A 15807-nucleotide genomic window follows, 5' to 3' on the forward strand; every position below is an offset into this window, starting at 1 on the left:
TGCTTACTCCTGTTCCTTGGAGGTTTCCCTCGGACGACTGCGATACCAAACCACCGTAGCGCCAGTATCGGCTTGGCTTTGCTTACGAATTTCAAACTGCTGCGACGCATGGATCACATGACGCCAGCTTCCGCAGCCATAGCGCTTGGGCGTCTGCTCGGGGTAGGTCTTGGCTATCCAGTGAATGGCTTCGAAAAGAGGTGTCCACCCAGCCTGAGCCAGCTTCGTTTCCGCTGCACGCAAGCAATTGGTTATACCGCTGCTAGCCCAGTGTACGGTGCCATCCGGCCCAATACCGTTGATAACTAAATCCCTGTACTCCGGGGTCTGCATAAAGGACACCATGAGCTGGCGAGCTTCATCCATGGATTTGGCCCAATCGCGCAGCGTCAGGTAATGGCCGTCGATGGTTTCGTAACTTTCATCAAGGTATGCCTCGGCGGCTATACAGCCATCGACGCTCCAAAGGTCGAAGCGCTGAAGAAAGTGGTGCACCAACTCATTTCGCAGGTCGACCAGCTCCTTGAGCGCAGCCTTGGTTTCGGCGTAGTGCTCCTCAGGTAATTCCATCTGGCATCGGAAGCTGATCCATATCTGATCACTAGGCTCAGCCTGCTCTGGCTCATCAGCTAAATCCGGCAGCTTCAGATAACTCTCGGTCAGCATCCCCACCAAGGTGCCCAAGGTCTTCTTATGGGCAAAGGCAACCTTCTCGTCGCGAATCGCCTGAAGTCGTTCTGGAGGGCCACTCAACTCACTATGGGCCACCATGGCCTTGAGCAGCCGCTCATACTGCTGCAACTGCAACATGCAGCGCCCTAGCTTGCGCTGCACGGTGCGCTGAAGGTCTGACACAGGGTCTGAGGGCAGGGATGTGATTTCGTCCATGAAGAAAGACTCAGGCTGAACCGGTAGGACTATCGAGCTTGACCCGCCATTCGCCGGTTAGCAGCTTTTGCATCAGGCCGCGTTTTAGAGTTTGGTAGTGAGCCTTCTTCGTGCCCAGTATTTCAATACGAGCATTGGCGGCGGCCACAATATCGGCGATACGCGCTTGCTCATCCAAAGGTGGCAACAGCACTGGGAAGCTCTTCAACTGGGATGAGTTGATGCTAGCTAGATTCGTAGTGCGCTTAGCGCACGAGAGGAAGTATTGGCGGCCATAATCACTCGCCGCTAACGCCGCGAGGTAATAGGAGTTCAGTTTGGAGGGGTCTGGTCGTACAGCAAAGACGTGGTTCTGATGAAGGCACGGGGATATCTGAGCCTCCCAAACATCCCCACGGCCTAGCTTGTTGAAGTCGCCACCTTCAGTCATCAATACATCGCCACGCCGAAGGGCATAGCGTTCAACTTGGGACGCCTCAACCTCAATGGTTTTGACCTCTGTGAGAACGATATGACCGTCCTGCACATTGGCAACGCGCAGATATGGCAATTCGACAGGATCTTTTAACCCTTTCTTACCTTTTGCAACGCCAGTGCGAACTTCCGCGACATCCTGTAGCAGCACCACAGGCCAGTTGGCAGCGTCTTGGTTATCCACACCCCGACTGAATAGGGTTTGCATCAGTCCCTGCCTTAGGGCCTGTGTAGCTTCAATCTGACGGGAAATCACGCCTAACTTGTCATCCACCGCCGTGAGGATGGCGGCTATTTTTTTCTGTTCGGGGAGTGGGGGAAGTGGCAGTTGAAAACGCGACAGTTGATCGTAATAGATACGCACCCGAACACTGCCGTCGCCAGTAACGCCAACATAGCTTCGCCACAAACCTGAATGCCGGACATGGTCAAGGTAGTTCGGTAACAAGCGCTCAGGGTCAGTATGAAAAACAACATAGTCAGGACTGACCATTACACGGCGATCAGCAGTGTTCCGAGCGATAGATCCGATATTCAAACGCATAGGGTTGTATGCAAATGCGTTTGGAGCAACGACTTTACAGCGGTCGGTAGAGTCACCTTTCACCCGCTCCCTCATCGGAACAAGACCGTGTGACTTAAGAACCCCGCAAAGTAACTTGTCATCCAGTTGGCCGTTATTCCGTGACCGACACTCCCTGGTAACTTCGGCTAGCGAAACGACCTGCCAAGAGGAATAGTTATCCTTAGAAGCGGTAGCCTGCTGCTGATGGCCAGACTTACCCCCCAGCTTCATACCTCAACCTCCAACAGCCCCAGCGCGGCCAGATAGCCGTTCAGCCGCGCATCAACCTGTGCCTCCTCCTCAGAGAGTGCCGCCAGTTGCTCTAAAGTGGCGGCCACATCCACGACTTCTTCGGTCTCACCGTTGTCGATATAGCGGGAAATATTGAGATTACTGTCGTTGCTTCGGACTTCTTCCAGTGTCACTACCCGGCAATAGTTTTCGACCTCAGCTTGCTGCTCAAATGCCGCCTTGTGGGTGCTCACAATGCGCGTAATGTCTTCAGCGCGCAGACTGTTCTGCGCCTTCCCTTCGAGGTAGTCGCGGCTGCCGTCGATGATGATGACCTTACCCTTCAGCGCAACGGGTTTCTGCTTGTTCAAGATCAAAACGCAAGCCGGGATACCGGTGTTGTAGAACAGGGCAGACGGGAGGCCGACGATTGCCTCAATCAGATCGCCAGGCTGATTACCGTTGGCCGCATCTGTACCGAACAGAAGCCCCTCGCGAATCTTGCCTTCCTCACCGCTGCGGAATAGCACGCCATGGGGCAGGATAACCCCCATGCGGCCATCAGCCTTGAGGCTGGCCAACATATGCTGAGCAAAGGCGAGGTCGGCATAACTCCGTGGCGGGACGCCATAGACCAAGCGACCATAAGGGTCACTGACCTGCTTGTAGTTGGGAGCTTTGGGCTTCTTGCCACTGTCTTGCTCGTTCTCGTTGCTCAGCTCCAACGGTGCCCACCAGGATTTTGCCGAGAACGGCGGATTGGCAATCACCCGGTCGAAGGTCTTCAGGTAATCGCCGTCTAGGTGCTTGGGCTCGACCAGCGTATCGCCGCGTTCAATCTCGGCATGCATGTTGTGCAGGTATAGATTGAGCTTGGCGATGGCCCAGGTGCCCAGGTTCTTTTCCTGCCCGTACAGCAGAACATTAGGCTTGCCCATCAAGGTTCCATTGGGCAAGTTGGACACATGGTGGGCGCTCTCCACCAGCATGCCGCCACTGCCGCAGGTTGGGTCGTACACACTGTGGCCGGGCTGCGGGTCAATTAGCTCAACCACCAATTGCACCACGGCCTTGGGCGTATAGAACTCGCCACCTTTTTTACCTGCGTCATCGGCAAACTGCTTGATCAGATACTCGTAGGCATCGCCCAGCATGTCGGCCTTGTAGAGGTCGTCATTGCCCAGCTTGTACTGGTTAAAGTGGCGCAGCAGACGCTGCAAGGTGGCATCCGACAGCACCCTCTTATCGCCGTACTGCGTAGCGGTCAACACATGTTGCAGCTCAGGGTTGTTGGCCTCGATGGTCGCGAAAGCCTTGTCGAGGGCTTCACCAATATTCTCGGTGCGAGATATCAGATCGAACCAACGGGCACTAATCGGGAATTTGCCCCATTTATCCTCAATCTCATCCTGAGCATCGCCAAAGCTCAGGCCTTCGTCCTTCATCAGCTTGGCAATGCGCTCTTCGAACACATCGTTGTAACGTTTGAGGAAGAGCAGACCGAAGATGTAGTTCTTGAAGTCGGAGGAGTCGATGGAACCGCGCAGAATGTTGGCGGATTCCCAGAGCCAGGACTCCAGCGTTTCGAGTGACAGCTTGTCAGCCATGGGTAAATCAATCCCTATACAAAGCGCGACGCCCAGCACCTGGCGATTGCTGCCATGCCGGCTGGGCGCATCAGAAAAATGTGGGCTCGATTCTACAAGTCGACGCCACTTGAAGCCCGAAAAATCAAACGCCCCTGAATGACAAAACCCCGGCAGACCTTTCAGTCAACCGGGGTTTACCAGCAGGAGGGGAGTGAGCCATTAACTTTGGCCTAACCCTCTAACTTTGTCCGAATGGGCAAATAACTTTGTCCACCTACAGCAGGGTGGCAGGGTGGCAGGGTGGCAGGGTGGCAGGTACATCAGCATGCGGTTCGTTTTAATGAAGCCGCAAGCGTGTCGCATCGCACTGCCCGTCAGAATGGCTGCTGATGGGCGATGCTATTTTGATTGGCATGAATTGAGGCGATTCATCCGCCCCGCCGAATCTCCCAGAACTCGCCCACGCCAAAACGAGATTTTTCGCCTATTCCTTGTAGCTTCACTACACAGCACACCTATGCGGGACTGTGTGGCTATGTCCAACTGCCTGATCTACAAAGAAAAACCCCGGCGCTAGGCCGGGGTAGTGACAGAAATTGTCATGACAATAACTCGTTAAATCATGCCAATTAACCTGCCCGTCGACAAGATCATCAGAAGTCCAGATTCGACACCGCCAGAGCGTTGGACTCGATAAAGTCGCGACGCGGCTCCACGGCATCGCCCATCAGGGTGTTGAAGATCTGGTCGGCAGCGATGGCGTCCTCGATGGTCACCTTGAGCATGCGGCGCACTTCCGGGTCCATGGTGGTTTCCCACAGCTGATCCGGGTTCATCTCGCCCAGACCTTTGTATCGCTGCACGCTGTGACGCTTGGTGCTTTCGTGCATCAGCCAGTCCAGCGCTTCCTTGAAGGTGCTCACTGGCTTCTTGCGCTCGCCACGCTGCACGTAGGCGCCTTCTTCCAGCAGGTTGTTCAGCTGATCGCCAAGAGTCGTGACGGTCTTGTAATCATTGCTGGCGAAGAAGTCGCGGTTGAAGGTGGTGTAGCTGGACAGGCCGTGCGCCTTGACTTCAACCTCGGGCAGCCAAACGTGGCGCTCGCGGTCTTCGCGAAGGCTGGTGGTGTAGGTCTGGCCAGACTTCTCCATCGCCTTCAGGCGCGTGCTGAAGCGCTCCAGCCATGCCTGCATGCCGGCATGGTCGGCCAGTTGCTCGAGGCCGATGCTCGGCAGGTAGACGAAGTGCTCGGTGATTTCCTTGGGGTACACACGCGACAGGCGATCCAGGGTCTTCATCACACGGCGGTATTCGCCGACCAGCTTCTCCAGCGCGCCGCCGGAAAGGCCCGGAGCGTTCTCGTTGACGTGCAGGCTGGCGTCTTCCAGGGCTGACTGGGTCATGTATTCGTCCATGGCCTCGTCGTCCTTGATGTACTGCTCCTGCTTGCCTTTCTTGACCTTGTAAAGCGGCGGCTGAGCGATGTAGACGTAGCCACGCTCGATCAGCTCCGGCAACTGACGGAAGAAGAAGGTCAGCAGCAGGGTACGGATGTGCGAACCGTCGACGTCAGCATCGGTCATGATGATGATGTTGTGGTAACGCAGCTTGTCGATGTTGTACTCCTCACGCCCAATGCCGCAGCCCAGCGCGGTGATCAACGTACCTACTTCCTGGGAGGAGAGCATCTTGTCGAAGCGCGCCTTCTCGACGTTGAGGATCTTGCCCTTGAGCGGCAGGATCGCCTGGGTCTTGCGGTTACGGCCCTGCTTGGCAGAACCGCCCGCGGAGTCACCCTCCACTATGTAGAGTTCGGACAGCGCCGGGTCTTTTTCTTGGCAGTCGGCCAGTTTGCCGGGCAGGCCGGCGATGTCCAGAGCGCCCTTGCGGCGGGTCATCTCGCGCGCCTTGCGCGCTGCTTCCCGGGCGCGGGCGGCATCGATCATCTTGCCGACCACGGCCTTGGCTTCGTTCGGGTTTTCCAGCAGGAAGTCGGCGAAGTACTTGCCCATTTCCTGCTCGACCGCGGTTTTCACTTCGCTGGAAACCAGCTTGTCCTTGGTCTGCGAGCTGAATTTCGGGTCCGGCACCTTCACCGAGATGATCGCGGTCAGGCCTTCACGGGCGTCATCACCAGTGGTGGCGACCTTGAATTTCTTCGCCAGGCCTTCCTGCTCGATGTAGTTGTTTAGGTGACGGGTGAGGGCGGAGCGGAAGCCAGCCAGGTGGGTACCACCGTCACGCTGGGGAATGTTGTTGGTGAAGCAGAGGATGTTCTCGTTGAAGCTGTCGTTCCACTGCAGGGCCACTTCGACGCCAACGCCGTCTTCCTCGCGCTGGATATTGAAGTGGAATACCTGGTTCACCACGGTCTTGTTGGTGTTGAGGAACTCGACGAACGCTTTCAGGCCACCCTCGTACTTGAACAGTTCTTCCTTGCCGGTGCGCTCGTCACGCAGCAGGATGCCCACGCCGGAATTGAGGAAGGACAGCTCACGCAGCCGCTTGGCCAGAATGTCCCAGCTGAAGTGGATATTGGCGAAGGTCTCTTCGGACGGTTTGAAGTGGATCTGCGTGCCGGTGCCGTCGGTGTCGCCGACAGCGGTCAGGGGCGCTTGCGGTACACCGTGGACGTAGGTCTGTTCCCAGATCTTGCCGCTACGGCGAATGGTCAGCACCAGCTCCTTGGAGAGGGCGTTAACCACCGAGACACCCACGCCATGCAGGCCGCCGGACACCTTGTAGCTGTTGTCATCGAACTTACCGCCAGCGTGCAGCACGGTCATGATGACCTCGGCTGCCGAGACGCCTTCTTCCTTGTGCATGTCGACCGGGATACCACGGCCGTTGTCACGCACGCTGATCGACTCATCCGGGTGGATGGTGATGGTGATTTCGCTGCAGTAGCCCGCCAGCGCTTCGTCGATCGAGTTATCGACCACCTCGAACACCATGTGGTGCAGACCGCTACCATCGTCAGTGTCACCGATATACATCCCGGGACGTTTGCGTACGGCGTCCAGTCCTTTCAGCACCTTGATGCTGGAGGAATCGTACGTTTGGTTCTCGCTCATGCCTTCACTCCCGATGCTCGATGGTCTGGGTGATACGGCCATGTTCCACGTGGAACATGGCAACCGGCGTATCCGTCTGCCAGACTTCGCTCAACAATTCATGGTCCACACAGGTGATGAACACCTGGCAGTGCAAATCTTCCAGCAACCGGCACAGTGCCTGACGATGCTGTTCATCCAGCTCCGACGGTAGGTCGTCCACCAGATAGATACATTGTCCACGCTTGGCTTCATTCACCAGGTGGCCCTGGGCGATGCGTAATGCACACACCACCAACTTCTGTTGTCCTCGCGACAGGATTTCCGCCGCGTTATGCCCCGCCAGCCGCAGCCGCAAATCGGCTCGCTGCGGTCCAGCCTGGGTATGACCCAGTTGCTGGTCGCGGAGCAGGGTAGAGGCGAGCACTTCGCTCAGCTCACGGTCCTTGTCCCAGCCGCGGTAATAACTCAGCGTCAAGCCTTCCAGTTGCAGCAGCTCACCAAGGGTGCGCTCGAACACCGGCTTCAGAGCCTGAATGTAGGCTCGCCGATAAGCGTCGATTTCCTCGCTCGCGCTGCACAATTCGCGGTCCCATGCGGCCTGCGAAGCACCGTCAAGTGTACCATGTCGCAGCCACGAGTTACGCTGCCGCAGGGCTTTCTGCAGACGCTGCCAGGCGCCGAGAAAGCGATGTTCCACGTGGAACACACCCCAGTCGAGAAATTGCCTGCGAATCTTCGGCGCGCCTTCCAGCAGGCGGAAACTGTCCGGGTTGATAAGTTGCAACGGCAAGAGATCAGCGAGCTGCGCAGCGCTACGCGCATTTTGCCCATCGATACGAATCTGCAGCTCACCCTGGCGATCACGCGAAATACCCAGATTGCTCGAGCCGCCCTGGGCCAACTGCACCTGACCAAATACAGTGCAGGCTGGTTGTTCGTAATTAATGACGGGTTGCAGACGAGTGCTGCGGAAGGAGCGGGCGAGACCGAGCAGATGAATGGCTTCCAACACGCTGGTCTTGCCGCTGCCGTTGGCGCCATAAAGAATGTTGATGCGTGGCGAAGGCTGCAATGACGCAGAATGCAAATTGCGTACGGCGGTTAGGGTGATGCGAGTCAGGGACATGAGCGGAGCCGGGGCGAAGAGGGCAAATGGTCTGCCTGAAACGAAATCAGCCTTGGCATGCTACGGAATGAAATCCGCAGCATGCCAAAGCTGATTGTGTTGAAGCCGATTACCCGTTGAACAGCTATTACAGACGCATCGGCATAACGACGTAAGCCGAATCGTCATTGTCGGCTTCCTGCAGCAGGGCACTGCTGTTGGAGTCGGAGAGAATCAGACGCACCTGCTCGGTACCCATCACACCCAATACGTCCAGCAGGTAGCTGACGTTGAAACCGATTTCCAGGCCGCTGCCGTTGTAGTCAACAACGATCTCTTCCTCGGCCTCTTCCTGCTCTGGGTTGTTGGCCTGGATTTTCAGCAAGCCGGCAGCCAGGGTCAGACGAATGCCACGATACTTTTCGTTGGAGAGAATCGCGGTACGGCTGAACGCCTCACGCAAGCCCTGACGATCCGCCAATACCAGCTTGTCTCCACCACGCGGCAGCACACGCTCGTAGTCCGGGAACTTGCCGTCCACCAGCTTGGAGGTGAAGGTGAATTCGCCTGTGTTGGCACGGATGTGGTGTTGCCCCAGCACAATACTCACTTCGGCGTCCTGCTCAGTGAGCAGGCGGGCGAGCTCAAGGATACCTTTACGCGGCACGATGACCTGGTGCTTGCCGTCCTGCTGGATGGCCGCTTCCATGGAGCACATGGCCAGACGGTGCCCATCGGTGGCGACCGCGCGCAGCAGACCGCTTTGTACTTCCAGCAGCATGCCGTTGAGGTAGTAACGTACATCCTGCTGAGCCATGGCGAAGCTGGTGCGCTCGATCAGGCGACGCAGCTTGGCTTGCGGAAGGTTGAAGGTCAGCGAGCCCGGGCCTTCTTCCACGGTGGGGAAGTCATTGGCCGGCAGCGTCGACAGGGTGAAACGGCTGCGCCCGGCCTTGACCAGCAGCTTCTGGTCATCGACGCGGATGTCGATCAGCGCATCGGACGGCAGGCTCTTGCAGATGTCCATCAGCTTGCGCGCCGGCACGGTGATCTCGCCTGGCTCGGCAGCATCTTCCAGCGTGACGCGGCCAACCAGCTCGACCTCGAGGTCGGTACCGGTCAGCGACAACTGCTGGCCTTCGACCACCAGCAGGACGTTGGACAGAACCGGCAGCGTCTGGCGTCGTTCCACGACACCGGCGACCAGTTGCAGAGGTTTCAACAGGGCTTCGCGTTGAATGGTGAAATGCATGGTCTAGTCCCTTGCCTCGTGGAGCTGCGATCAGGTTGTAAGCGTACGCAGCAGGTTCTTGTAGTCCTCGCGGATGTCCGCGTCGGATCCCCTAAGTTCAGCAATCTTACGGCAAGCGTGCAACACCGTGGTGTGATCACGACCGCCGAAGGCCACGCCGATTTCCGGCAGGCTGTGATTGGTCAATTCCTTGGACAACGCCATGGCCACCTGACGCGGCCGGGCAATCGAGCGCGAACGACGCTTGGAAAGCAGATCGGTGATCTTGATCTTGTAGTACTCGGCAGTCGTGCGCTGAATGTTGTCGATGCTGACCAGCTTGTCCTGCAGAGCGAGCAGATCCTTGAGCGACTCGCGGATCAGCTCGATGGTGATGTCGCGGCCCATGAAATGCGAGTGAGCGATGACCCGTTTCAGCGCGCCTTCCAGCTCACGTACGTTGGAACGAATACGCTGGGCGATAAAGAACGCCGCATCGTGCGGCAGATCGACCTTGGCCTGGTCGGCCTTCTTCATCAGGATCGCCACACGGGTTTCCAGCTCGGGCGGCTCGACGGCCACGGTTAAGCCCCAGCCGAAGCGCGACTTCAGCCGCTCTTCCAGGCCTTCGATCTCCTTCGGATAGCGGTCGCTGGTGAGGATCACCTGCTGGCCGCCTTCGAGCAGTGCGTTGAAGGTATGGAAGAACTCCTCCTGGGAGCGCTCCTTCTTGGCGAAGAACTGGATGTCATCGATCAGCAGCGCATCCACCGAACGGTAGAAACGCTTGAACTCGTTGATGGCGTTGAGTTGTAACGCCTTGACCATATCGGCGACGAAGCGCTCGGAGTGCAGGTACACCACCTTGGCGTTTGGGTTCTTCGCCAGCAGATGGTTGCCGACGGCATGCATCAGGTGGGTCTTGCCGAGGCCGACGCCGCCATACAGGAACAGCGGGTTGTAGCCGTGCTTGGGGTTGTCGGCCACCTGCCAGGCGGCGGCGCGCGCCAACTGGTTCGATTTACCCTCGACGAAGTTGTCGAAGGTAAAGGTGCGATTGAGGTAGTTGGTGTGCTTGAGCCCACCTTCGACCTGTACGGTACGTTCAGTACGAGGCGCCACGGCAGGTGTTGGTGGTTGCGGCGCCGAGCCGGCCATCGAATCGAAACTGGCTCGCGAGGGCTCCTCCTGCACCGGCGGAGGAACAGGCTTGCTTACCGCAGCGGCAGCCTGAACCTGAGCAGCACGCGCGGCAGCAGGCAACGGTGCAGTAGGCGCGACCCGCGCGGTGGCTGCACGCTTGCTACCTATTAATAAGGAGAGCGCAGGAACCAGACCACCAGCTCGCTCGCCAAGTAACTCGAGCAAACGGCTCAGGTACTTTTCGTTGACCCAGTCGAGTACGAAACGGTTAGGCGCATACACACGCAGCTCGTCGCCTTCGGCTTCGACCTGCAGAGGACGGATCCAGGTGTTGAATTGCTGGGCTGGCAATTCATCGCGCAGAAGCTCGACGCATTGCTGCCATAGTTCCACTGACACTGACTATCCCCTATCCAGGCGGCGGTGCAAAAAACAGCCGTCATTGTAGCGGCCAACGTTCGAGTTATCCACACCACATGCGGCAGATGGCCAAGTAAAATCAAAGCTTTAGTTTCATTCACCAGATCTATCAATCGACGTCATTAACCTTGTGGATAAGCGCTCGATAAGCTTCTGCAAAACTCTGGGGATGAACGTGCGGATAGCCCGGCTGTGGGTAAACCGGCAGTCCATCCTCAGGTTGTAGGCAAGACGCGCACAGTAGAAGCACGCCTTTTGGACAGACTTATCCTTGGCGCTGGATCAGGGAGTACGCAGCGAACAGAGGGTTGTCCACAACCCATGGCAAGGCTAATCAACATAAACATAGAAAAAGAGCTTTAAACCCTTTTCCTTCTTTCTATTTCTATCTGGCGAATAAGGTTGGTTGGAAATTGACCTACCGCGCGGCTTTCTCTAGAATTGCCGGTCTCTTTAAACCGGGGTCATTCCGACCCTAGTCGATCACCTAGGTAACGCACCATGAAACGCACTTTCCAACCCAGCACCATCAAGCGCGCTCGCACCCACGGTTTCCGTGCCCGCATGGCCACCAAGAACGGCCGTGCCGTCCTGTCGCGTCGTCGCGCCAAGGGCCGCAAGCGTCTGACTGTCTAATTCATCCAGACAGGTGGTGAGTCGAGGCTTCGGCCGGGAAAAGCGACTGCTGACTCCCCGGCATTTCAAGGCAGTCTTCGACTCCCCAAGCGGCAAAGCTCCGGGCAAAAGTGTCCTGCTGCTAGCGCGCGATAACCAGCTTGATCATCCCCGCCTAGGTCTGGTGATCGGCAAGAAGAGCGTCAAGCTCGCCGTCGAGCGCAACCGCATCAAGCGTCAAATCCGCGAATCCTTCCGCCTCAACCAGGACAACCTGGTGGGCTGGGATATCGTGGTGGTCGCCCGCAAAGGGCTAGGCGATCTGGAGAACGGCGAACTCGCTCAGCAGTTCGGCAAACTCTGGAAACGCCTGGCCCGAAGCCGGCCCAGTCGCGACGACGACCTCTCCCCCGGGACAAGCGACAACCCCCATGCGTAAAGCGGCTCTAGCCTGTATCCAGGTGTATCGCTACGCCATCAGTCCGCTGATGGCCAGTCATTGTCGCTTCTACCCCAGCTGTTCCTGCTATGCCTACGAAGCCATCGAGCAACATGGCTTCCTGCGTGGTGGCTGGCTGGCAGCCCGCCGTCTCGGTCGCTGCCACCCCTGGAATGCCGGCGGTTTCGATCCGGTTCCACCCGTAAAAACATCCCGTTCCCCTTCGATGGCCGAATAATCATGGATATCCAACGTTCGATCCTGATCGTCGCCCTGGCAGTCGTGTCCTACCTCATGGTCCTGCAATGGAACGAGGACTATGGCCAGGCTGCCTTGCCAGCCGAGGTTAGTACCTCGACCGCTGCGACGCCTTCCCTGCCCGATACGCCCGTGGCTACCGCCAGCAGCGGCAACGACGACATCCCCACTGCCACGACAGAGCCCACTGCAGCTGCCGTTGCGCCGACCGCTGTAGCCAGCGACGAGCTGATCCGCGTCAAGACCGATGTCCTCGATCTGGCCATCGACCCGCGTGGTGGCGATATCGTTCAGCTGCGTCTGCCCCAGTACCCGCGTCGCCAGGACCGTCCGGACGTGCCGTTCCAGCTGTTCGACAACGGCAGCGAGCGCACCTACCTGGCGCAAAGCGGCCTGATCGGCCAGAACGCTCCGGACAAATCCAGCGGCCGCGCCCTGTGGTCCAGCGAGAAGCAGAGCTACGAACTGGCCGAAGGCCAGGACAGCCTGGTCGTCGATCTCACCTACAGCGAGAACGGCGTCAACTACATCAAGCGCTACAGCTTGAAACGCGGCCTGAACCCGCAGTGCTCCGCGCGTGAGCAGGAGCTGAAGAAGCCTGGCTGCATCGACGCGTCCGCCTACCAGGTCGATGTGCGTTACCTGATCGACAACCAGAGCGACCAGGCCTGGAGCGGCAACCTGTTCGCCCAGCTCAAGCGCGACGGCAGCGGTGATCCTTCCTCGACCACCGCTACCGGCACTGCCACCTACCTGGGTGCTGCGCTGTGGACTCCTGGTGAGCCCTATAAAAAGATTTCCATCAAGGACATCGACAAGCAGGACGAGAAGCGCCGCGAAGGCAACCCCAACGCCTGGTTCAAGGAAAGCGTGCAAGGCGGCTGGGTCGCCTGGCTGCAGCACTACTTCGTCACCGCCTGGGTGCCGAACAACGATGCCACCAACCAGATTCAGACCCGCAAGGATAGCCAGGGCAATTACATCGTCGGCTTCACCGGCCCGGTCGTCCAGGTCGCTGCCGGCGCCAAAGCCGAAACCGGCGCGATCCTCTACGCCGGTCCCAAGCTGCAGGAACATCTGGGCACCCTGTCCCCGGGCCTGGAACTGACTGTCGATTACGGCTTCCTGTGGTTCCTGGCCCAGCCGATCTTCTGGCTGCTGGAAGTGATCCACGGTGTGCTCGGCAACTGGGGTTGGTCGATCATCGTCCTGACCATCATCATCAAGCTGATCTTTTTCCCACTCTCCGCGGCCAGCTACCGTTCGATGGCGCGCATGCGTGCCGTATCGCCAAAACTGCAGGCACTGAAAGAGCAGCACGGTGACGATCGCCAGAAGATGTCCCAGGCGATGATGGAGCTGTACAAGAAAGAGAAGATCAATCCGCTGGGCGGCTGTCTGCCGATCCTGGTGCAAATGCCGGTATTCCTCGCCCTGTACTGGGTGCTGTTGGAATCCGTCGAGATGCGTCAGGCACCGTGGCTGCTGTGGATCACCGACCTGTCGATCAAGGATCCGTTCTTCATCCTGCCGATCATCATGGGCGCGACCATGTTCATCCAGCAGCAGCTCAACCCGACGCCGCCGGACCCCATGCAGGCCCGCGTGCTGAAGCTGATGCCGATCATCTTCACCTTCTTCTTCCTGTGGTTCCCTGCTGGTCTGGTGCTGTACTGGGTGGTCAACAACTGCCTGTCCATCGCCCAGCAGTGGTACATTACGCGCAAGATCGAGGCGGCAGCGAAACCGGCTAACGCCTGATTCACCAAGGCTTTCAAGCATCAAGCAAACGCCCCATGATTGGGGCGTTTTGCTATCCGCCTCCCTGCAGGAGCGAATTCATTCGCGACGGATTGCCCAGATCACGATGATTTAACCCGTACAACTGCCCACCAGCCGCGAGTAGAACACCATGAACCATGCCCGAGACACCATCGCCGCCGTCGCCACCGCACAGGGCCGTGGCGGCGTGGGCATCGTACGGGTGTCCGGCCCGCTGGCCGGGCAACTGGCGCAGGCCATCTGCCGACGCGAGCTGAAACCCCGCTTCGCCCATCACGGCCCATTCTTCGCCGAGCATGAGCTGCCGCTGGACGAAGGCCTGGCTATCTACTTCCCTGGCCCGAACTCCTTCACCGGTGAAGACGTGCTGGAGTTGCAGGGTCATGGCGGCCCGGTGGTGCTCGACCTGCTGCTGCGTCGTTGCCTGGAACTGGGCGCGCGTCTGGCCCGGCCCGGTGAGTTCAGTGAGCGCGCCTTTCTCAACGACAAGCTCGACCTGGCCCAGGCCGAAGCCATCGCCGACCTGATCGAAGCCAGCTCCGAACAGGCCGCGCGCAATGCGCTGCGCTCACTGCAGGGCGAATTCTCCAAACGCGTGCATGCGCTGACCGAATCGCTGATCCAGTTACGTATCTATGTCGAAGCCGCCATCGACTTTCCCGAGGAAGAAATCGACTTTCTCGCCGATGGCCATGTGCTGAACCAGCTTGACGCCGTTCGCACCGACTTATCCACAGTGCTGCGCGAAGCCGGCCAGGGCGCTCTGCTGCGTGACGGCATGACCGTGGTTATTGCCGGTCGCCCTAATGCCGGCAAGTCCAGCCTGCTCAACGCTCTGGCCGGCCGAGAGGCGGCCATCGTTACCGATATCGCCGGCACCACCCGCGATGTGCTGCGTGAACATATCCACATCGACGGCATGCCGTTGCACGTCGTCGACACCGCCGGCCTGCGCGACACCGATGACCAAGTGGAACGCATCGGTGTGGAACGCGCGCTAAAGGCCATCAACGAGGCGGATCGCGTGCTGCTGGTGGTGGACTCCACCGCGCCGGAAGCTGCCGATCCTTTCGCCCTGTGGCCCGAATTCCTCGAACAGCGCCCGGACCCGGCGCGGGTCACCCTGATCCGCAACAAGGCGGATCTCTCCGGCGAGGCGGTTAAGCTGGAAACCAGCGCCGATGGCCATGTCACCCTCAGCCTCTCGGCCAAATCCGCAGACGGCCTGGAACTGCTGCGCGAGCACCTGAAAGCCTGCATGGGTTATCAACAGACTGCAGAGAGCGGCTTCAGCGCCCGCCGCCGCCACCTCGAAGCGCTGCATCAGGCCGAGCAGTACCTCGAGCACGGCCGTAACCAGCTCACCCTGATGGGTGCCGGCGAACTGCTCGCCGAAGATCTGCGCATGGCGCAACAGGCCCTGGGCGAGATCACGGGCGCCTTCAGCAGCGATGACCTGCTCGGACGGATCTTCTCCAGCTTCTGTATTGGCAAGTGAAACCTTCTTCCATGCTCTTGCCTACAGGGTTCTTGTAGGAGCGGATTTGTCCGCGAAAGAGCATGCGTGCCCGCCATTAATCTTCCCCTCCTTGTCATTCCTGGGCTTTTCACCCGGGCCGAGAACCGCTGCGCGTCGTCTTGATTCGCGGTGGGGCAGCCGCTCCTACACACAACGGACAGGTTTTACGCGCCGGGCGAATTCCCCCACAAACCGAGATTGATGGATTACCAATGAATGGGCTACTGCTGCGCATTTACTGAGTTATTCAGGGGCAGATAAAACCTGTGGAGAAACGCAACTGAACCCTGCCCATAACCCTATGAAAAAGCTGGGGGTAACAACCCCTGTGGGTAACTGGCCATTCCATCCACAGTGATTCAGCAGCTTTATCAAGGGAATCGAGCAGGAACGACACAGCTTTATCATTCTCTGTACAGCAGAACTGACAAGGCCTGTAGCATGTTATCCACAGAAACGCCTGGCTCTATACATAAACATAAAGAACAAGCT

The 15807-nt window shown here is 58.4% G+C and carries 12 protein-coding genes; 5 read left to right on the forward strand and 7 right to left on the reverse strand.

Translation table 11 applies throughout. From position 1 onward, the window contains the following. Positions 1–3: 3 nt before the first annotated feature. The 7 genes from P3C50_RS12695 to dnaA all read right to left on the reverse strand — a co-directional run bounded on the left by P3C50_RS12695 (position 4) and on the right by dnaA (position 10681). Complete coding sequence (locus tag P3C50_RS12695) at positions 4–888, reverse strand: OST-HTH/LOTUS domain-containing protein (protein ID WP_181563351.1); 885 nt, start codon at positions 886–888, stop codon at positions 4–6. Positions 889–898: 10 nt separating this feature from the next. Further along, complete coding sequence (locus P3C50_RS12700; RefSeq protein WP_275546281.1) at positions 899–1969, reverse strand: restriction endonuclease subunit S; 1071 nt, start codon at positions 1967–1969, stop codon at positions 899–901. A 185-nt stretch (positions 1970–2154) separates the two neighbouring features. Continuing rightward, the gene (locus P3C50_RS12705) at positions 2155–3765 is read right to left on the reverse strand and encodes a type I restriction-modification system subunit M (protein ID WP_181563349.1); all 1611 of its coding nucleotides are present in this window, start codon (positions 3763–3765) and stop codon (positions 2155–2157) included. A gap of 635 nt (positions 3766–4400) precedes the next feature. Continuing rightward, positions 4401–6821: a DNA topoisomerase (ATP-hydrolyzing) subunit B gene (gene gyrB, locus P3C50_RS12710; RefSeq protein ID WP_275546282.1), complete on the reverse strand. Its 2421-nt coding sequence runs from the start codon at positions 6819–6821 to the stop codon at positions 4401–4403. A 4-nt stretch (positions 6822–6825) separates the two neighbouring features. Continuing rightward, the gene (recF, locus tag P3C50_RS12715) at positions 6826–7929 is read right to left on the reverse strand and encodes a DNA replication/repair protein RecF (RefSeq protein ID WP_275546283.1); all 1104 of its coding nucleotides are present in this window, start codon (positions 7927–7929) and stop codon (positions 6826–6828) included. Between the two features lie 127 nt (positions 7930–8056). Next, a complete protein-coding gene (gene dnaN / locus P3C50_RS12720; RefSeq protein WP_197858701.1) occupies positions 8057–9160 on the reverse strand; it encodes a DNA polymerase III subunit beta in 1104 nt (367 codons plus the stop codon). Between the two features lie 30 nt (positions 9161–9190). Continuing rightward, entirely contained in the window at positions 9191–10681 is a 1491-nt protein-coding gene (gene dnaA, locus P3C50_RS12725) for a chromosomal replication initiator protein DnaA (protein ID WP_275546284.1), read from the reverse strand. A gap of 522 nt (positions 10682–11203) precedes the next feature. Between dnaA and rpmH the strand changes: the two genes are divergently transcribed. From rpmH to mnmE, 5 genes are all read left to right on the forward strand, one after another. Continuing rightward, positions 11204–11338 carry a 50S ribosomal protein L34 gene (gene rpmH / locus P3C50_RS12730; RefSeq protein ID WP_003246698.1) on the forward strand — a complete coding sequence of 45 codons (135 nt, stop codon included), beginning with the start codon at positions 11204–11206 and terminating at the stop codon, positions 11336–11338. Positions 11339–11354: 16 nt separating this feature from the next. Then, positions 11355–11756 carry a ribonuclease P protein component gene (gene rnpA / locus P3C50_RS12735; RefSeq protein WP_275546285.1) on the forward strand — a complete coding sequence of 134 codons (402 nt, stop codon included), beginning with the start codon at positions 11355–11357 and terminating at the stop codon, positions 11754–11756. Beyond that, on the forward strand, positions 11749–11994 hold the full coding sequence (gene yidD / locus P3C50_RS12740; protein WP_013717990.1) for a membrane protein insertion efficiency factor YidD: 246 nt from the start codon (positions 11749–11751) through the stop codon (positions 11992–11994). Before rnpA ends, yidD begins: the two co-directional genes overlap by 8 nt. Positions 11995–11996: 2 nt before the next feature. Continuing rightward, complete coding sequence (gene yidC / locus P3C50_RS12745) at positions 11997–13775, forward strand: membrane protein insertase YidC (RefSeq protein ID WP_275546286.1); 1779 nt, start codon at positions 11997–11999, stop codon at positions 13773–13775. A gap of 151 nt (positions 13776–13926) precedes the next feature. After that, positions 13927–15294, forward strand: a complete 1368-nt coding sequence (gene mnmE, locus P3C50_RS12750; RefSeq protein WP_212629421.1) for a tRNA uridine-5-carboxymethylaminomethyl(34) synthesis GTPase MnmE — start codon at positions 13927–13929, stop codon at positions 15292–15294. Positions 15295–15807: the final 513 nt, after the last annotated feature.

Source organism: Pseudomonas sp. Marseille-Q0931, assembly GCF_940789645.1.
GTDB lineage: Bacteria > Pseudomonadota > Gammaproteobacteria > Pseudomonadales > Pseudomonadaceae > Aquipseudomonas.